An 18,594-nucleotide genomic window follows, 5' to 3' on the forward strand; every position below is an offset into this window, starting at 1 on the left:
AAAGTGACGGAGATTGCCCCCTCGCCAGGCGAACCCGACGAAAAGACCAATCGTCACTATGAGAAACGCTTTGGCATTCGACGTCTCCGGGATGGTCTAGGCCAGTGGCCAGTCCCATCCGCAAACACGCCGCCGCCTGCGTTTCTCTTTCCAAAACCAACAATGTCAAAGAGCCGCCTCGAGGGTCCGGACTTCCGCCCGATCTCTTGGCTGCCGCCAGGTTTCCAGTGAAACCGTTTGGCGTCGAGGAGGGCGGTATGTAGTGGGCCGCCGACCCCGTGTCAAATTCTTTTGCAGAAGATTTTCAGTGACTTGCAGGGCCGGATCGAAGGACTTTCGCTCTTCTTTCCGGCGCCTTGTCGAAGCCGCCGATGTCTTCCGCCTTGACGCGAGAGGCGCGGTATCTATTGAGCCCGCACTCCCATGTCAATCGCCCCAGTGCAGAAGTGTGTCAGCGAGTTTCAGGTCCGGATCGAGGATCAAAGATCGTCTCTCCGGCGCCCGTGAACGCCGCCGATGTCTTCCGCCTTGACGCGAGAGGCGCGGTATCTAGTTCCCCGCGATCCTCGTGTCAACCGGCTTTTTCGAGCGTTCGTCAGTGGCGTGTCTCGCGATACCGAAGGGCAAAAAGCTCTTCGCCGGCGCGAGGGGTACGCCGCTGATTTACTCCCGTCCTAGCCGGAGGAGGCTCAGCAGTATGGGCTGCTTCGAGCGATCCTTCAAGAGGAAACTCGCAGTCGCGAGCGTCTCTTTCAGGCCGTCCGGGGCAGTCCCGCCGCCGAGGTCGCGGTGTTTACGCCCCTGCCCGGCTAGGCACAAGACCCGATGACAGATTTTTCAGCCGGAGATGACGGCGAGATGACGTCATCGCCTGTCTTCACGCGGTGACTCCGACGCTGCGGAAGCGCGTCAGGCGCTCTCGATATACTGCTTGAGGCTCTCCGCCTCGCGCTCGGCCTCGGCGATCTTGCGCTTGACCACGTCGCCGATCGAGACGACGCCGACGAGCTGGCCGTCCTCCAGGATGAGGATGTGGCGCACGCGGCGATCGGTCATCAGCCCCATCAACTCGTCCACCGTGGCGTCGCGGCCGGCGGTGACGAGATCGCGGCTCATCACCCCGCTGACGGGCTCGGTCAGCACCGAGGCGCCGCCGCCGGCGATCTCGCGGGCGAGGTCGCGCTCGGAGAACACGCCCTGCGGCTTGCCGCCGTCCTCCATGATGACGACAGCGCCCACCTTGCGGTCGGTGAGCTCGCGCGCGGCATCGAGCAGAGTCATGGTCGGAGCGATGGTGAAGACCTCGCTGCCCTTTTCCGAAAGAATACGGCTCGCGTTCATGGCGGCCTCCTTTCCGGCTCATTTCGGGGTAACATCATGCCCGAGCCCCGGGTTTCCGGCAAATGCCGGCAAATCCGCAGCGGGGCCGATTGCGGAAGGGGACACCGCATGAGCTATCGAAGCCGGGTCGCGAAGGATCTCGACCGCTGGATCGCCGAGGGCCTCGTCGAGGCGAGGAATCGCGAGACCATCCTGCAGAATTTGTCACAGGGACGCCTCGCCTGGTCGGCTGCCGGAGCGGCGGCGATTCTCGGCGCGGTGCTGCTCGCCCTCGCCGCCATCAGCTTCGTCGCGGCCAACTGGGCCGGCATGAGCCGGGTCCTGCGCTTCGCCGTGGTGCTGGCCGCGTTGTGGGCTGCCTATGGCGGTGCCGCGCTTGCCTTCGCACGCCGCAACGAGGCGGTCGGCCACGCCCTCGCCCTGCTCGGGGCGGCCCTGTTCGGGGTCGGCATCGTGCTCACGGCCCAGACCTTCAACATGAGCGCGTTCCGCAATACCGGCGTGCTGATCTGGACGCTCGGCGCCCTCGTGACCGCGCTCGCCCTGCCCTCGCGCCCGGTCCTGATTCTCGCCGCCCTGCTCGGGTTCTCCTGGGTCTGGCTGGAGAGCTTCAACCCGTTCGCGCCCGACATCATCTGGAGCTATCTGCCCCTCTGGCTGGTCACGGCCCTTGCGGCCACGCGACTGAAATCGCTGGCGAGCTGGAATCTCATCTCTGCCGGGCTTCTGGTCTGGATCGGCTTCGTGATCTGGGAGGCCGGGCGCGGCGACACCCTGTCCGAGCTCGAGGAGATGGTGCTGTTCACCCTCGTCGCCGGCGCCATCGCCCTCGCCGCCTCCTTCGCGCGCGACCGGGAGATCACCGGCAGCGGGACGCTCACCCACTGGGCAGCGCTCGCCAGCGTGTTCACCGGCTGGGCGCTGCAATTCCCGATCGCCGATTTCGGCGACGCGCAGGACCGTTCCGAGATCTATGCCTGGATCGAGATCGACGAGCGCTGGGCGCGCCTGTTCGGCATCGAGGGCGGGGCCTTCCTGATACCGGGCGCGATCGCGGCCGGCGTGATTCTCGCCTTCGCGTTTCTGCGCCGTGCGCGCGGCGCGCTGGCGGGCGGAGCGGCCGGGGCGATCGCGGCCGCCGCCCTTCTCGCGCTGGCCCTGCCCTATCTGGTCCGCTGGGCCGGGCCGGAGATGATCCTCGTCCTGCGCTTCGCGCTGGGCGCGGCGATCTACGCCGTCAGCGTCGGCCTCATCCTTCAGGGCGCGCGCGAGGCGAGACGCTTCGTCGGCGGGCTCGGCATTCTCCTGTTCATCGCCCAGACCCTGCATGTCTATGGCAGCCTGTTCGGCGATCTCCTGGACACCGCGCTCTTCTTCCTCGTCGGCGGGCTGCTGCTTTTTGCGCTCTCGATCGGCCTCACCCGCGTGCAGAAGCGCCTCGCGGTGCGCAGCGGGGATGAAGGAGCCTCCGCATGACCCGCCCGGTCCGCCTCGTCCTCGTCGCCGCCCTGATGACCGCCTTCCTCGCCGGCCTCGTCGCGATGCATGCCCAGGCGCGGCGCACGGGCACCGAGATCGTGCTCGCCATGGAGCCGGTCGATCCGCGCGACATCCTGCTCGGCCATTATGTCGAGCTCGTCACGCCGCTCCACCGGCTCGACACCCGCGATTTCGACGCGACGGCGGAGGACTGGGAGCCCGGCGACACGATCTTCGTCAAGGTCGAGCCCGGCCCGGACGGGAGCTGGCAGCCGGCCGCCATCTACCGGTCAGAGGCCCATCCCGCCCTGACCGAGAGCGCGGCCGTGCTGGTTCGCGGCAAAGTGCACAGCGCCTACGAGGTGCCCGAGTTCACCGACCGGGAAGTCGTTCCCGAGGACGGCGGGCAGCCCTATACCGTGCCCGAGCGAGTCGAGGGCAGCGAGCACACGGTCCTGTCGGTGAGCTACAATATCGAGCGCTACTATGCCGGCCAGGAGACCGCGCTCGCGCTCGAGGCGATGCGCAACGACGACCGGCTGCGCCTGATCGTCTCGGTCGGCCCGGGCGGGAACGCCGTCATCAAGGGCCTCGAGATCGACGGCGCGGCGCAGTACGAATCGCTGTTCTGAAGGCGGATCCGGCAATGGACGAGACACTCACCCTCTATGGCGAGCGCGGCTGGGGCTCGGCGATCGTCGAGGCGCAGCTGGAATGGTATGGCCTGCCCTACCGTTTCGAGCCGGTCGGCGACCTGTTCCGCGACGCCGCGGCGCGACGCCGGCTTGAGGCGGTCAATCCGCTCGGCCAGGTGCCGGCGCTGCAGATCGGCACACGTGTGATGACCGAGAGCGCCGCGATCACCCTGCATCTCGCCGAGCGGGTGAACAGCGACGGCCTCGTTCCCGGGCCGGACACGCCGGAGCGGGCGGACTTCCTGCGCTGGCTCGTCTTCATCGTGGCCAACATCTATCCGACCTACACCTATGGCGACGATCCGGCGCGTTTCGTGGACCTCGAAGAGGCGCGCAAGCCCTTCCGTGCCCGCACCGACGCCTATGCCAAGCGGCTCTACACCGTGCTCGACAGCGCGGCGGGCTCGCCCTTCTTCCTGGGCAGGCGGATGAGCGCGATCGACATCTACATCGCCGTGATGACGCACTGGCGCCCGGGCCGCGCCTGGTTCGAGACCGAGACGGTCCGCCTCGCCGGCATCGCGCGGCGCATCGGCGAGGATGCTCGCCTCGGCCCGGTCATCGCGCGCAACTTTCCCGCCTAGCGGCCGCGCCGGAATCCCGTGACGAAAAGCGGGTAGAGCGCCGCACCGGCGAGCAGGCCGCCGATATGGCCGGCCCAGCTGATCGGCAGGCCGACGAAGGCGTCGAACACGCCCATCGCGATGTTGATCAGAAGCCAGGGCGCGGTGAAGCGCAGCATGCCCGCCTGCCCGCCCGTCGCCCAGCCGGCCGCGGCGATGAGGCCGGAAACGCCCGTGGACGCCCCGATCATCAGCCCGAAACCCTGCCCGGCGAGCAGAAGGTGGAAAGCGCCCCCGACGGCAGCACAGGTGAAGAAGAAGGCGAGGAATCCGAGCGCACCCCTCCCGGTCCGGCCGAACGGGCGCGCCGCCGCATTGCCCGCGGCCAGCAGGATGAAGAGGTTCATCAACAGGTGCATCCACCCGGCGTGGATGAAGACGTGCAGCACGAGCGAGGGGAGACCGGCGAGCGGCTGCTCGGGAAAGCCCATGGGCGGCCGCCCCGTCACCAGCGCGCCCAGCCAGTACTGAAGCTCGTGGAAGGCCGGCCAGACGAGGCCGAGGACATGGGCGAGCACGATCGCCGCCGCGAGGGCCACGACGGGCCCGGGCAGCTCGTTGAAGATCGGTGTGCGCGGGCGGCGGTAGCCGGTCTGCTGCTCGGGGCTTTCCATCTCTGCGGCGGGCGTCCTCTTCGCGCGGCGTGAGCGCCTAACATGGCGCGCCGGGCGCGCACGGCCAACGCCGGGCGTTCAGTTAACCTCCCGTTTGCTTCTGGCATACGCGTTGCAGCCTGTCCCGCGAAGCGTCTTCAAAGGAGACACGTCCATGCGGGGCCTTACCCTCCTCAGCCTCACCGCGATGCTCGCCCTGGCGGGTGCGCCGGCGCTCGCCCAGTCCTCCAGCGGGGCGGAGTTCTCCCGTCCCTACGGAACGGCGATCGGAAGCGAGACCCGTCCCTATGACGGCGCCCGCGGGCCGCAGGGCAACCGTGTGGTGATCAACGGCATCATCCAGACCGGCGTCGGCGTCTCCGCACAGGCGAGCGCCGTCGGTTCGGTCATGGGCAGCGTGACCGGCGGGGTCGGCGGCCAGGGCGGGCCCTTCGCCCAGTCGAACGCGACCGCGATCGGCAACCAGCTCAATGTCGTGGTCTCGGGCCGCTACAACACGGTCGTCGTCAACTCCACCCAGATCAACAACGGCGACGTCACGGCCGAGGCCGGCGCCGTGGCTGCGGGCGAAACCGATTCGGAGAGCGATCATGACTAGCCTCAAGCGCCTCCTCACCGCCGCGGCCGGGGCCCTGTCCGTCGCCGCCTGCGCGACCTCGAACCCCGGAGCGGACGGGCTCTACGCCACCCCGACCGGCAACGCGCCGGTGACCGCGAACCCGACGCCCTATTCCGAGGCGCTCGTCTGCATGGCGAACCATGCCCGCGCCCGCGGCTACGCCCCGCGCATCGCGGTGGGACGCATCGCCGACTATACCGGCCAGATCGCGCCGGAAGGCGGCATGCGCGTCACGCAAGGCGCCGCCCTCATGGCGATGAGCGCCTTCGCCAAGGCCGGCGCGCGCCTGGTGGAACGCTACGACACCTCGGTCGCCGAGCTGGAGCTGCGCTATGCCAACTCCCAGCTGCTCGGCGACGCGGCCGAAGCCCAGGGCCTGCGCCAGATCCACGCCGGCGCGATGCCGGCGTCAGACTATTACCTCGTCGGCGGCATCACCGAACTCAACGCCAATATCCGCTCCAACGGCCAGGACGTGTTCGCGGGCGACTCGGTGGATTCCGATCCGTCCGGCTTCTTCTCGCGCCGGCTGTTCGTGATGAATGTCGGCCTCGACCTGCGCCTGATCGATTCGCGCACGCTGGAAGTCGTCGACGTCATTTCCTACCAGAAGCAGATCCTCGGCCGGGAAGTCTCGGCGGGCGTGTTCGCCTTCTTCGGCGATGTCGTGCTCGACGCCTCGGCGGGGGGCAGTTCGCTGGAGCCGATCCAGCTCGCCGTCAGGAGCGTCATCGAGCGCGCCGTGCTGGAGATCAGCGCACAGCTGTACGGCGTCGCGCCGGAAGCCACCTGCGCCTTCGACGATCCGATCGGCGGCTCCACCAACGTCACCGGCGGCATCCAGACCGCCACGAACTACGCGCCCATGGAGGCACCCTATGTCCAGGCTCGCTCGAGCGTTGATCGCGGGCACGAGCGCCGCGACGCTGATATCCGCGCCCAGCTTCGCGGGACCTATCAGTAACGACCAGACGAACGACGCGCCCGAGACCGCGGCCGAGAGCGTCCAGGCGCTCGATTCGACCGAGGCGGCGACGGGCCTCGCCATCGCGCAGGCGAACTCGGCGACCGGCGTCGTGCTCGACTGGTCCCAGGTCACCAGCGGCCAGGTCTTCACCGGCGACGTGCGGGCCGAATCGATCATCGAGGCGGACAATGTCTGGGGCATCGCGACCGGCCACGCCAACGCGCAGGGCAATGCCCTGACGGTCTCGGCCGGTGCCGATCTCGATCTCGACGCCAGCCAGAGCGCGGGCACGGGCACGGTCAGCGCGCTGTCCGCCCTGCGCCTGGGCGAGTATGCCGGCCATGCCGTGATGACCGCCCAGGGCGCGGCCAACGCGATCGAGGTCGCCGGCAACGATGCCGACATGGATCTGCGCATCGAGCAGAGCTCGGGCACGGCGGTGCAGACGCGCGCGGTCATCGAAGCCGATAGCGCCGAGATCGAGACCAGCCTCGTCACGGCCTCCAGCGCGGGCAACAGCGTCAATGCAGGGGGCATCGAGACCGATACCGAAGTCGAGCTCGCCCAGTCGAACACCGGGGCGATCTCCGCCACGGCGGAAGCCGACATCGCCAATGCCGATTACGGCGTGACCGGTGCCAGCCAGGCCGCGGGCAATACCGCGACCGTGCGCAACGAGTGGGGCTATGCCCGCATCGAGGGCGAGCAGCTGAATTCCGGCGAGGTCGAGGCCATCACCCGCCTCGGCGTCGGCGCGTTCGAGAACGGCGCCGCCGTCGGCTCGGCCAATGCGGTGGGCAACTCGGTGCTGCTGTCCAATTTCGGGGCGGATGCCTACGCCGGCGTGGGCCAGGTCAATTCCGGCAACGTCTCCGGGCGCGTCGTGATGGAGGGCGGCTGGGGCCACTCGGCCTTCGCGACCAGCTCGGCCATCGGCAACGCCCAGTCGGCCTATATCTGCTCGGAATGCCCGGTGAGCCTGGATGCCAACATGAGCCAGACCAATTCGGGCAATGTCTATTCCGGGGTGAGCCAGACCTATGGCGGCTATGTCGGCGCCGTCACCGGCAGCGCCACGGCCGTCGGCAACGCGGCGACCTTCTCCAGCACCGAGCCGAACTGAGAGTCGTGAGAGGAATTTCCGAAATCGACTCCTACTACGACGACTATGACGTTCCTCCTCCCGCGCGGTCGTGAAGATGGCAGGCAGCGGGGAAGGCGAGCGGTTCGCGGACATCGGCGCAGTATAGGACCGCAGCCCAGGGGCGGGGATTATCGCCCCCTTCGGAAGACCCTGTCATCGACACCGTCCGGCCCGACCTGATCGGGCCCCCAGAGCGGCCGGGCGCCATCGTCCGATGCCGGCGCTCCACGATCCCTGGGTCCCGGCTTTCGCCGGGCAGACGAGGTCGAGAGAATGAGAAAGAAAAACCCCGGCGCGCCGGCGCCGGGGCTTTCCATTTCAGTCCGGAACGGCGCTTACGCCGCCTTCTTCTCGCTCCCGAAGCGGGCGTAGAAGGTCTCGCCCTTCTTCGCCATGTCACGCAGGAGCTGGGGCACCTCGAAGGGTTTGCCGTATTTGGCCTTCAGCTCGTCGGCGCGGGCGACGAAGTCGGCCGTGCCCACCGTGTCGATGAAGGACAATACGCCCCCGGTATAGGGTGCGAAGCCCCAGCCCAGGATCGAGCCGACATCGGCCTCGCGCGGATCGGACACGATGCCTTCTTCCATAGTGCGGGCCGCCTCGAGCGCCTGGGCGTAGAGGATGCGGTCCTTGATCTCGGCGACGGAGGGCTGCCGGTCCTCGGGCAGGACGCCGTCCCTGGCGAACTGGTCGAGCTCTTCCCAGAGATGCTTGCCCTCGTCGGTATAGACGTAGAAGCCCTTCTTGTTCTTCCGCCCGTAGCGGCCGAGCTCGTACATCTTCTCGATGACTTCCGCGTTCGGGGTGGTCTCGAACCTGTCGCCGAGATCCTTCTTGGTCTGCTGGAGCACCTTGTAGCCGAGATCGATGGCGACCTCGTCCTGCAGCGAGAGCGGACCGACCGGCATGCCGGCCATCTTCGCGCCGTTCTCGATGAGGGCCGGCAGGACGCCCTCGGTGAGCATGTACATGCCCTGCTCGATATAGCGCATGACGCAGCGATTGGCGTAGAAGCCGCGGGTATCGGCCACCACGATCGGGGTCTTCTTGATCTTCGCCACGAAGTCGATCGCCTTGGAGATGGCCTCGTCGCCTGTCTTCTCCCCGACGATGATCTCGACGAGGTTCATCTTCTCCACCGGCGAGAAGAAGTGGATGCCGATGAAGTTCTCCGGACGGTCCGACGCCCTGGCGAGCGAGGTGATCGGGATGGTGGACGTGTTGGAGCCGAAGATCGCGTCCTTGGGCAGGTGTTCCTCGGCGGCCCTGGTGATCTTGTGCTTCAGATCGGAGTCCTCGAACACCGCCTCGACAACCAGCTCGACGTCGGAGAGCTTCGAGTAATCGGTCGTGGCGGTGATCAGCGCGGCGAGCTTGTCGGCCTTCTCGGGGGAAATCTTGCCCCGCTTGACGCCCTTCTGGAAGAAGTCGACCGCGTGCTGCTTGCCCTTGTCGGCGCCTTCCTGGTCCTTGTCGATGAGGACGACCTCGATGCCGGCCTGGGCCGACACGGTGGCGACGCCCGCGCCCATGAAGCCCGCACCGATGACGGCGATCTTCCTGATGTCGGACTTCTCGGTCCCGGCCGGACGGCGCGCGCCCTTCTCCAGCGCCTGCTTGGACAGGAAGAGGGAGCGGATCATGTTCCGGCTCTCCGGACGCAGCAGCAGCTTGGTGAAATACCGGCTCTCGATCCTCAGCGCAGCATCCATCGGCACCTGCAGGCCCTCATAGACGCAGGACAGGATGTAGCGCTGGGCCGGATAGTTGCCGTAGGTCTCCTTCAGCAGCATCGGCGAGGCGCCGGCGAAGACCTGCATGCCGGCGGGGTGATAGGGCCCGCCGCCGGGGATCTTGAACTTGTCCTGGTCCCAGGGCTGCCTGGCGCCCATCGGGTCGGCCTTCACCAGTTCCTTGGCCTTGGCCACGATCTGATCGAGCGGGGCGATCTCGTGGACGACGCCCTGGGCCTTGGCGCTCTCGGCATCGAACTGCTTGCCCTGCAGCATGATCGGCGCGGCATTCATCACGCCGACGAGGCGCGGCAGGCGCTGCGTGCCGCCACCGCCCGGCAGGACGCCGACGAGGCTTTCCGGCAGGCCGAGCTTGGCACCGGTATCGCTCGCCATGACGCGGTAATGGCAGGCGAGCGTGACCTCGAACCCGCCGCCGAGCGCCAGGCCGTTGATGGCCGCCGCGATCGGCTTGCCGCAGGTTTCCAGCTCGCGGAGCTTCCGGTTGAGCCGGAAGGCGATCTCGAACAGGGCCTGCTTGGCCTCCTCTTCCGACTTGCCTCCCAGGTCGGCCATGCCGCCGCCGAGCTCGGTGAGATCGGCGCCCGCGCAGAAGGCCTTCTTGCCGGACGTGATCACCGCGCCCTTGATGGCGTCGTCGGAGGCGATTTTCTCGACGATCTGGCCGAGCTCTTCCATCACCTTGTTCGACAGAACGTTCATCGAGACGTTCGGGGAATCGAAGGTGATGAGCGCGATGCCGTCGGCATCGGTTTCGAATTTGAAGTGCGTGTAGGTCATGTCTTGTCTCCTCACCTGTCATCCCGGCCGGAGCGGAGCGGAGAGCCGGGATCTCGCGTCGGAGCCGTGAGGGCTCGATCGTCGACGAAGCGAGATCCCGGATGGCGCTTCGCGCTTGCGGGATGACAGCGTTTCCCTTCTAGAGCCGTTCGATGATCGTCGCGGTGCCCATGCCGCCGCCGACGCAGAGCGTGGCCAGGCCCGTGCCCTTGCCGGTGCGTTCCAGCTCGTCGAGCAGGGTCCCAAGGATCATCGCCCCGGTCGCGCCGAGCGGATGGCCCATCGCGATCGCGCCGCCATTGACGTTGGTCTTGGAGTGATCGACGCCGAGATCTTCCATGAAGCGCAGGACGACGGCCGCGAAGGCCTCGTTCATCTCGTAGAGATCGATGTCATCGGGGCTCATGCCGGCCTTGGCGAGCGCCTTCCTGGCCGACGGGGCCGGGCCGGTCAGCATGATGGTGGGCTCCGACCCGATCGAGGCCATGGCGCGGATGCGCGCGCGCGGCTTCAGGCCCAGCTTCTCGCCCATCTCCCTGGACCCGACGAGGATCGCCGCGGCACCGTCCACGATGCCCGACGAGTTGCCGGCGTGGTGGACGAACTCGATGCGTTCCACCTCGGGGTATTTCTGGATCGCCACCTTGTCGAGGCCGACGAAGGCCGCGAGGTCCTTGAAGCTGGGCTTGAGGCTGCCCAGCGACTGCATGTCGGTCTCCGGGCGCATGTGCTCGTCATGGTCGAGCTGCACGAGGCCCAGCTGGTTCTTCACCGGGACGATCGATTTCCTGAACCGGCCCTCGTCCCAGGCCTTCTTGGCGCGCCTCTGGGACTCCATCGCGTAGGCGTCCACGTCGGCGCGGCTGTAGCCGTACTTGCTGGCGATGAGATCGGCGGAGATGCCCTGCGGCACGAAGTAGTGGTCGAAGGCCATTTCCGGGTCGACGACCATGGCGCCGCCATCGCTGCCCATCGGCACGCGGCTCATGGCTTCCACCCCGCCCCCGATCGCCATGTCGGCCTCGCCGGACATCACTTTCGCCGCCGCGAGGTTGGTCGCTTCCAGGCCCGAGGCGCAGAACCGGTTGACCTGGAAACCGGACGCGGTCTCGGCATAGCCGGCATTCAGCGCCGCGGCGCGGGCGATGTTGGCGCCCTGCTCGCCCACCGGCGACACGCAGCCCAGGATCACGTCGTCGACGACGCTCGTGTCCAGATCGTTGCGGTCGCGGATGGCCTGGAGCTGCTGGGTGGCGAGCTGCAGCGCGGTGATCTCGTGCAGGCTGCCATTCTTCTTGCCCTTGCCGCGCGGGGTGCGCACGGAATCGTAGATGTATGCGTCGGTCATGAGGGGATCCTCCCTTTGGAATTCTCTTAGAGCGTCCTGGAAATCAGCAGCTTCATGATCTCGTTGGTGCCGCCGTAGATGCGCTGGACGCGGGCGTCGCGCCACATGCGGGCGATCGGGTATTCGTTCATGAAGCCGTAGCCGCCGTGCAGCTGCACGCACTCGTCGACGAGCTCGCACTGGATGTCGGTGACCCAGTATTTCGCCATCGAGGCGGTCGCCGCGTCGAGCTGGCCCTTGATCAGCAGGTCCGAGCAGTACTGGCAGAACACCTCGGCGATCGTCGCCTTGGTCTTCAGCTCGGCCAGCTTGAACTGCGTGTTCTGGAAGGCGATGACAGGCTTGCCGAAGGCCTGGCGCTCCTTGACGTACTCGATCGTCTCGGCCAGCGCCCGCTTCATCATGCCCACGCCCTGCACCGCGATCTGCAGGCGCTCCTGGGGCAGCTGCTCCATCAGCTGGATGAAGCCCTTGCCCTCTTCAGGGCCCAGAAGCGCGTCGGCGGGCACCCACATGTCCTCGAAGAACAGCTCGGCGGTGTCCTGGGCCTTGAGGCCTACCTTGTCGAGATTGCGGCCGCGGCGGAAGCCCTCGACCTTGTCGGTCTCGACCAGGAAGAGCGAGGTGCCCTTCGCGCCGGCCTTCGGGTCGGTCTTGGCCACGACGATGATGAGATTGGCCGTGCCGCCATTGGTGATGAAGGTCTTCGAGCCGTTGATGCGATAGCCGTTGCCGTCCTTGACGGCGGTCGTCTTCACGCCCTGCAGGTCGCTGCCCGCGCCCGGTTCGGTCATGGCGATCGCGCCGACATATTCACCCGAGATCATCTTCGGGATGATGCGCTGCTTCTGCTCCTCCGAGCCGTAATGCCAGACATAGGGCCCGACGATGGAGTTGTGCAGGCTGGCGCCCCAGCCATCGACGCCCAGCTCGGACACGGCCATGTGGAACACGTAGTCGTGACGCCAGTCGCCGCCCGCGCCGCCGTATTCCTCCGGCGCGGCGGGGCAGAGCAGGCCGGCCTCCCCGCCCTTGGTCCAGATCTCGCGATCGACCTTGCCTTCCTTCTCCCAGCGATCGCCGTGGGGCAGGCATTCCTTGGTCAGGAAGCCGCGCACGGCGTGGTCGAACATGTTGACGTCCTCCTGGTCGAGCCAGTCGGGCTTGGCGGTCTGAAGGACCTGCTGCGCGTTCATCTCAAGTCTCCTCCGGTCGTCTTTCTGGATCCTCCCTCGTCCTCCTGAGGCTCGCCCATGGCTCGCACCTCAGGATGAGGGAGGGCGTCGTGGCTAGGCCCTCATGCCGAGGCACCGCGAAGGAGCCTCGAAGCACGAGGGCCGGATCATCAGAACGCCTCGGCCGCGAGTGCCATGAGCGGCTCGGCGCCGGACTCGATGCGGGCGAGATGGGCATCGGCCTGGGGCACCCAGCGCGCCAGGAAATAGCGCCCGATCTTCAGCTTGGCGTCGTAGATCGGATCGGCGGCGTCCTGGCCGAGCTTCTGAACCGAGACCTTGGCCATCTTCGCCCACATGTAGGCAAAGCAGGTCAGGCCGAAGAGATGCAGGTACTCGGTCGAGGCCGCGCCGGCGTTGTCGAAGTTCTCCAGGCCCTTCTCCACGAGCCAGTTGGTGGCCTTCTGCAGCTTGGCCTTGGTCTCGGCGAGGCCCTTGACGAAGGGCTCCAGCTCGCCCCCGCCCTGGTTCTCGGCCACGAAGGCGTCGAGTTCGGCGAAGAAGGTGTTGATCGGGCGCATGCCCTTCATGGCGAGCTTGCGGCCCACGAGATCGAGCGCCTGGATGCCGTTCGTGCCCTCGTAGATGAGGGTGATGCGCGCATCGCGCAGCAGCTGCTCGATGCCCCATTCGCGGGTGAAGCCGGAGCCGCCGTGGACCTGCAGCCCGTTCGACACGCTCTCATAGCCCTTGTCGGTGAGGTAGGCCTTCACGATCGGGGTGAGCAGGGCCATGTAGTCCGAGGCCCGCTCGCGCACCGCCTCGTCGGGGTGCTTCTCCTCCAGATCGCCCTGCAGCGCGGTCCAGAAGGTGAGCGCGCGCGCCCCTTCCACGAAGCATTTCTGGTCGAGCAGCATGCGGCGCACGTCGGGGTGGACGATGATCGGATCGGCGGGCCCGTCCGGGTTCTTCGGCCCCGTCAGCGAACGGCCCTGCAGGCGGTCCTTGGCGAAGTCGAGCGAGTACTGGTAGGCGGTCTCGGCGAGCGCCAGGCCCTGCATGCCGACGCCGAGGCGGGCCTGGTTCATCATGATGAACATGATCTTCAGGCCCTTGTTCTCTTCCCCGACGAGCCAGCCCTTCGCCCCGTCATAGTTCATGACGCAGGTCGCGTTGCCGTGAATGCCCATCTTCTCTTCCAGGCCGCCGCACTTCACGGCGTTGCGCTCGCCGGGATTTCCGGCCTCGTCGGGCAGGAACTTGGGGACCACGAAGAGGGAGATGCCCTTCACGCCCTCCGGCGCGCCCTCGATGCGGGCGAGCACGAGGTGGACGATGTTCCGGCTCATCGGATGCTCGCCGGCGCTGATCCAGATCTTCTGGCCGGTGATGGCGTAGGAGCCGTCGCCATTGGGAACCGCCTTGGTGCGCAGCATGCCGAGATCGGTGCCGCAATGGGGCTCGGTCAGGTTCATCGTGCCCGACCATTCGCCCGAGATCATCCTCGGCAGGTAGAGCTCCTTCTGCTCCTGGCTGCCGCCGACCGCGAGCGCGTGCACCGCCCCGGAGGTCAGGCCCGGATACATGCCGAAGGCCATGTTGGTGGAGGTCACCATCTCGCTCATGGCGATGCCGAGATAGTGCGGCAGGCCCTGCCCGCCGAACTCGGGATCGGCCGAGATCGCCGTCCAGCCGCCTTCGGTGAACTGGGTGTAGGCCTCGGCGAAGCCCTCGGGCACGACGACCTCGCCGTCCTGGCGAAGCTTGCAGCCCTGCTCGTCGCCTTTCCGGTTCAGGGGGTGGAGCACGTTCTCGCAGAACTTGCCGCCCTCCTCCAGGATGGCGTCGACGATGTCGGGCGTGGCCTCGGAGAAGCCTTCGATATCGTTGTATTGCTGGACGTTCAGAAGCTCGTTCAGGACGAAGCGGTGGTCGCGAAGCGGGGCGCGGTAGGTCGGCATTGTGTATCTCCGGCGGTCTTGTCGTCGATGAGCCGCAAGGCTCGGCTTCGGTGAATCTTACTCGGGCGCGGCCCCTGTCCAGGGGGTGAGGCGCGCGGCGGCGAGGAGCTCGAAGGCCCGCGCGCGCCGCTTGATGTCCTCGGGCGGCTCGCGGTTGGCGAGGCGGTCCTCCATCCAGGCGCAGCCGGCTTCCAGCTCGGCGATGGAGTCCTCGATATCCTCGCGCTGACGCTTCAGGTCGGCGATGCGCACCCGGAACCGGGCGAGCGAGTTCTCCAGATGGGCCGTGCCGCGCTGGTCGAGCTGTTCGAGATCGAGCATCTCCTTGATCTCGTCGAGCGTGAAGCCGACCCGCTTGCCCCTGAGGATGAGCGCCAGGCGCGCCCGGTCGGCGGCCGTGTAGAGCCGCGTCGCGCCGCGCCGCGTCGGGGTCAGCAGGCCCTTCTGCTCATAGTAGCGCAGCGTGCGCGCCGTGACGTCGAACGTCTCGGCGAGATCGCGGATCGTGAAGAGCGCGTCGGGTCCGGCGGGCTTGATCATGGCGGGCACGGTGCGCGAAGTTGACGTTCACGTCAACGTCAATCTTGCCGCAGGGGTTAACGTCCGGGAAGCGCGGCCGAATTCGGCGCCCCTCGCCTTTGCCTGCAGGAAAAGCGCCCGCCGGCCACCGAATTCCCCTTGCCAGCGCCGGCCCGCTCGCGCACAGTCCCGGCTCCGGAACAAAGGGAGAATATTGCCATGATCGGCTATGTCACGCTCGGCACCAACGATCTCAAGCGCGCCGCGGCCTTCTACGACCAGATCGCCGCCCTCCTCGACACCCCGCGCATGATGGAGTTCGACGGCTTCATCGCCTGGGGCAGGCCCGGCGGCGGGGCCGGCATCGGCCTGACCAGACCCTATGACGGCCAGCCGGCCACGGTGGGCAATGGCGTGATGGTTGCCCTCGCCGCGCGCGACAAGGCCCATGTCGACGAGATCTACCGCACCGCCCTTGCAAACGGCGGCACCGACGAGGGCGCCCCCGGCCCGCGCGGCGACAGCGGCTTCTACGCCGCCTATTTCCGCGATCCGGACGGCAACAAGCTCAATGCCTTCTTCATGTCGTTCCCGTCGTCTCCCGAAGGCGGCGAAGGATGAGGAACGTAGTGGAGGTGGATCGCGATCTCCTGTTCGCCGATCACGATCTCCTCCACGATGGTCTCTATGACCGACCGCTTCTGCTCGTAGGAGAGGTCATCCCAGCGGCTGTAGAGGTCCTGGGCGCTCTGGATCACGTCCTCGCTTGAGGCCCCCGTGACCTCCAGAGCGGCGATCTCTCCCTCGAGCGAAGCAATGCCCACATTTATATCGCGGAGTCTGGCTTCGGCGGCTTTATCGAGTTCGCCGAAGCGCTCCATCGATATGAGATCGTCGAGATAGCTTCGGAGCACCTTCTCGCGATCCGTCGTGATCGCATCGCGCTCGCGCTCCAGAACGCTGATCTGCGCTTCCTTCTTTTGAATGTCGCTCGACGTGCTGCGCAGATATGCCGCCACGTCCTCGGGTGAGAAGAAGAATGCCTTCAGCTGATCGCGGAAGATCGCTTCAAGGTCATCCTGAGGGATTTTGCGCCGGCACTGCCGGCAGACGAATTTCGGGTTCTCATTGAGAACGTACATCGTCTGCCCGTCCGCCTCGCACTTGACCTTACCGGCGAAGAGGTAGCGACCGCGCGGACCGGGCTTCCTCCCCTTCGCCTGCTCGTCGAGGATCGCATTGCAGCGCTCCCATAGCTCGACGGAGACGATCGGCTCGCACGTGTGCCACTGCCACTCCTCCTCGGGTTTGAGCGACACCGACCCGCCTCGCGTCTCAGCGGTCGAATAGTTCGACCGACGGAGTCCCTTCGCGGAGGGATCGCGAAGCAGATATTGAATGCCCTGCTGGGTAAATTGCTTGCCGGTCGAGGTCTTGAAGCCCCGCTCATTGAGAATGCGCGCCACGGTGCCTTTGCGCTTGTGCTCGGCGAAGAGTTCGTAGATGAGCGCGCGCACCGGCGCCTGATCCGGATCGAGGACCACTTCTCCATCCTTCCACATGTACCCAAAGGGTGCGTTGCCCGCGATCTGCTTGCCGAGCTTTGCGCGCGTGATAACCGAGGCACGAATGCGATCGGCGATCTCCTCCCGTTCCCACTGCGCCATCGCGGCGATCATCGTGTAGAAGAGCCGGCCGGCCGGCGTCGACGTGTCAATGTTCTCCTGAAGCGAAATCAGGTCCGCGCCGCACTGGCGGAAGATCTCTGAGAATTCCAGAAGCTCCCGCGTATTGCGCGCGAGACGTGCGAGCTTGGAGAACATGAGGCCGGTGATCCGGCCGCTCTTGATGTCCCCGAGCATCCGCTTGGTCTCCGGATGGTCCATGACCGCTTTGCCCGAGACCCCAGAGAGGTCGTAGACCTCGACGATGTGCCACTGGCGGAACTCTGCATATTGCTCGGCACGCGCCCGGTGCGTCGCGGGGCTCTGGCCCCGCGCCTGGTCCTCAGTGGACACCCGAATCCATACGCCTACCGGCCGCGATTTCGCGCCTTTCATGACCGCCTCCCGCGCAATCTGATTTCAATACCACAATTTGAGCGGGACGCGGATCAGAACCGAGCCGGAGCGCCTACCGGATCGCAAATGGCGCCGTGTGCGCTTCCACGAGCCGGGTGTTTTCCGTATCGTCCAAATAGGAGACCGCGTACTCGCCCCGCGCAAAGTCCGTCAGCCGGTCGACGATGGCTTGCCCTGCGACCGCCTCGACCTCGCCCTCCCCGACCATGCTCCGCCCCATCCGAAGCGAAGCGATGAGCGTGGTATTCCAAAGCTCGGCATCGACGCTCCGATCATAGAGATAGACTTGGTAGGCGTAGGTGAGTTGATTGCGCAGCGACATGAAGCTCGACTCGAAGCCTTCATCGGCCTCAGAGATCGCGATGATGATATCGGCATCGAGACGCGACGAGGCGTCCCGGAACGCCTGAAGGCGCTCAACCTGAGTGAGGTTATCGACGTCGGTTGGAATGTTGGCCGAGCGAAGCTCTTGCGCTGTCGACGCCGGCGCGAGCACGCGTTCAAATCCAAACTGGGCCTGAGAACGCTCCGCGGCGACGACCAGCGCCCGATTGGACGTTGGCCAGTATGCCACCGTCGAAGCAGCGTCGAGTTCGCCCTCCATCGCATGAGCGACCGTGTCCTGCTCGAACGCGACTTCGACCTCCGTCCCGCTCGTGGTTTGATAGAATTTATAGCTGAGGAACGCTGTCAGAACCCCAGGAGCGAGCGCCAACACTGGAAGCGCCGCGACGCAGCCTCCCAGCGCAACGCTCCCGATCCCCAGATAAACCGCTAATGCACTGGCTCGCATAAGATTATGTCGCATGGTCTGTCCCCGGCAGTTGAACACTTTACTGGATAGTGTTCAGCGCTCAGGCGGCATCACGCTCCCAGAGACGCGCCGCTAAGGCGCGCTCCTCCTCGCCGATCGCATCGGCATAGATGGCGGTCATTTCGATGTTCGCGTGGCCAAGCCAACGCTGCACGATATTGAGCGGCACGCCGCGTTGCGTAGCGGCGACTCCGAAGCCGTGACGCAGGCCTTTAGGGGAAGCGTGCCGACCGACGATCTCGGCCTCAACCATCGTCTCCTTAATCCGCGTCCAAGCGGTAGTGCGAGACCAGGGCCAGAGCCTTCGATGTAGTCTGGCTGACGCCGCGCAGTCCAGGCTCGCGAGCCTGGCAAGAAATCCCTCCGGCACCGGCACTCCGCGATAGTGATCCTCTCGACGCTTCTTCAACGACCGGAACACGATCGCCTGATCGGCCCAGTCTATCTGCGCGCCTGTCAATTCGAGCGCCTCGCTGATCCTGCAGCCGGTATAGCCGAGAAGCGCACAGAATGCGCCCACATCACCACCACGTCTTTCTGCAGCAGCCAAAAACCGTGATCGCTCAGCGGGAGTGAGATATTTTCGATAACCAAATTTATCGCGAAGCATATGCCTTGGCCAAACCGATGGACGAATCTCGAAAGGAAATCCTTGACGCCAACGGCTCGGCAATGAACAC

At 66.3% G+C, this 18,594-nt stretch carries 17 protein-coding genes; 7 read left to right on the forward strand and 10 right to left on the reverse strand.

Features of this window, described 5'->3' with window-relative positions:
- Positions 1 to 909 precede the first annotated feature (909 nt).
- Positions 910 to 1,341, reverse strand: a complete 432-nt coding sequence (locus JW792_RS08750) for a CBS domain-containing protein (RefSeq protein WP_135996088.1) — start codon at positions 1,339 to 1,341, stop codon at positions 910 to 912.
- A 108-nt stretch (positions 1,342 to 1,449) separates the two neighbouring features.
- On the opposite strand from JW792_RS08750, the gene JW792_RS08755 reads away from it, so the two are divergent.
- Genes JW792_RS08755 through JW792_RS08765 form a run of 3 tightly spaced genes read left to right on the forward strand, consistent with a single transcriptional unit; the run spans position 1,450 to position 4,099 of the window.
- A complete protein-coding gene (locus JW792_RS08755; protein ID WP_158291606.1) occupies positions 1,450 to 2,817 on the forward strand; it encodes a DUF2157 domain-containing protein in 1,368 nt (455 codons plus the stop codon).
- On the forward strand, positions 2,814 to 3,452 hold the full coding sequence (locus JW792_RS08760) for a GDYXXLXY domain-containing protein (RefSeq protein WP_135996086.1): 639 nt from the start codon (positions 2,814 to 2,816) through the stop codon (positions 3,450 to 3,452). The genes JW792_RS08755 and JW792_RS08760 overlap by 4 nt, the downstream gene beginning before the upstream one ends.
- 14 nt (positions 3,453 to 3,466) lie before the next feature.
- A complete protein-coding gene (locus JW792_RS08765; RefSeq protein WP_135996085.1) occupies positions 3,467 to 4,099 on the forward strand; it encodes a glutathione S-transferase family protein in 633 nt (210 codons plus the stop codon).
- Here the strand turns inward: JW792_RS08765 and JW792_RS08770 are convergent.
- The gene (locus tag JW792_RS08770) at positions 4,096 to 4,752 is read right to left on the reverse strand and encodes a rhomboid family intramembrane serine protease (protein ID WP_135996084.1); all 657 of its coding nucleotides are present in this window, start codon (positions 4,750 to 4,752) and stop codon (positions 4,096 to 4,098) included. The two genes, JW792_RS08765 and JW792_RS08770, sit on opposite strands and share 4 nt — an antisense overlap.
- A gap of 154 nt (positions 4,753 to 4,906) precedes the next feature.
- On the opposite strand from JW792_RS08770, the gene hfaA reads away from it, so the two are divergent.
- Genes hfaA through hfaD form a run of 3 tightly spaced genes read left to right on the forward strand, consistent with a single transcriptional unit; the run spans position 4,907 to position 7,461 of the window.
- Positions 4,907 to 5,350, forward strand: a complete 444-nt coding sequence (hfaA, locus tag JW792_RS08775; RefSeq protein ID WP_135996083.1) for a holdfast anchoring protein HfaA — start codon at positions 4,907 to 4,909, stop codon at positions 5,348 to 5,350.
- Positions 5,343 to 6,335, forward strand: coding sequence for a holdfast anchoring protein HfaB (gene hfaB, locus JW792_RS08780; RefSeq protein ID WP_135996082.1), 993 nt, complete (start codon positions 5,343 to 5,345; stop codon positions 6,333 to 6,335). The genes hfaA and hfaB overlap by 8 nt, the downstream gene beginning before the upstream one ends.
- Positions 6,250 to 7,461 (forward strand): holdfast anchor protein HfaD, encoded by a 1,212-nt coding sequence (gene hfaD / locus JW792_RS08785; RefSeq protein WP_135996081.1) that lies wholly within the window; start codon positions 6,250 to 6,252, stop codon positions 7,459 to 7,461. The genes hfaB and hfaD overlap by 86 nt, the downstream gene beginning before the upstream one ends.
- Positions 7,462 to 7,817: 356 nt before the next feature.
- Here the strand turns inward: hfaD and JW792_RS08790 are convergent, their stop codons facing one another.
- The 5 genes from JW792_RS08790 to JW792_RS08810 form a co-directional block, all read right to left on the reverse strand.
- The gene (locus JW792_RS08790; RefSeq protein WP_135996080.1) at positions 7,818 to 10,016 is read right to left on the reverse strand and encodes a 3-hydroxyacyl-CoA dehydrogenase NAD-binding domain-containing protein; all 2,199 of its coding nucleotides are present in this window, start codon (positions 10,014 to 10,016) and stop codon (positions 7,818 to 7,820) included.
- Between the two features lie 139 nt (positions 10,017 to 10,155).
- Positions 10,156 to 11,364: an acetyl-CoA C-acetyltransferase gene (locus tag JW792_RS08795; protein ID WP_135996079.1), complete on the reverse strand. Its 1,209-nt coding sequence runs from the start codon at positions 11,362 to 11,364 to the stop codon at positions 10,156 to 10,158.
- A gap of 26 nt (positions 11,365 to 11,390) precedes the next feature.
- A complete protein-coding gene (locus JW792_RS08800) occupies positions 11,391 to 12,560 on the reverse strand; it encodes an acyl-CoA dehydrogenase family protein (RefSeq protein ID WP_135996078.1) in 1,170 nt (389 codons plus the stop codon).
- 149 nt (positions 12,561 to 12,709) lie between these two features.
- Complete coding sequence (locus JW792_RS08805; protein WP_135996077.1) at positions 12,710 to 14,500, reverse strand: acyl-CoA dehydrogenase C-terminal domain-containing protein; 1,791 nt, start codon at positions 14,498 to 14,500, stop codon at positions 12,710 to 12,712.
- Between the two features lie 57 nt (positions 14,501 to 14,557).
- Positions 14,558 to 15,040, reverse strand: coding sequence for a MerR family transcriptional regulator (locus JW792_RS08810; protein WP_135996076.1), 483 nt, complete (start codon positions 15,038 to 15,040; stop codon positions 14,558 to 14,560).
- Positions 15,041 to 15,238: 198 nt separating this feature from the next.
- Here JW792_RS08810 and JW792_RS08815 point away from each other — a divergent pair, with 198 nt between their 5' ends.
- Positions 15,239 to 15,640 (forward strand): VOC family protein, encoded by a 402-nt coding sequence (locus JW792_RS08815; RefSeq protein WP_135996075.1) that lies wholly within the window; start codon positions 15,239 to 15,241, stop codon positions 15,638 to 15,640.
- On the opposite strand, the gene JW792_RS08820 is transcribed toward JW792_RS08815, so the two are convergent.
- The 3 genes from JW792_RS08820 to JW792_RS08830 all read right to left on the reverse strand — a co-directional run bounded on the left by JW792_RS08820 (position 15,559) and on the right by JW792_RS08830 (position 18,524).
- On the reverse strand, positions 15,559 to 17,079 hold the full coding sequence (locus JW792_RS08820; protein WP_135996074.1) for a recombinase family protein: 1,521 nt from the start codon (positions 17,077 to 17,079) through the stop codon (positions 15,559 to 15,561). The genes JW792_RS08815 and JW792_RS08820 overlap by 82 nt on opposite strands.
- A 73-nt stretch (positions 17,080 to 17,152) precedes the next feature.
- Positions 17,153 to 17,908: a hypothetical protein gene (locus JW792_RS08825; RefSeq protein WP_135996073.1), complete on the reverse strand. Its 756-nt coding sequence runs from the start codon at positions 17,906 to 17,908 to the stop codon at positions 17,153 to 17,155.
- A gap of 46 nt (positions 17,909 to 17,954) precedes the next feature.
- Entirely contained in the window at positions 17,955 to 18,524 is a 570-nt protein-coding gene (locus tag JW792_RS08830) for a tyrosine-type recombinase/integrase (RefSeq protein ID WP_135996072.1), read from the reverse strand.
- Positions 18,525 to 18,594 lie beyond the last annotated feature (70 nt).

The organism is Marinicauda algicola (assembly GCF_017161425.1).
Lineage (GTDB): Bacteria > Pseudomonadota > Alphaproteobacteria > Caulobacterales > Maricaulaceae > Marinicauda > Marinicauda algicola.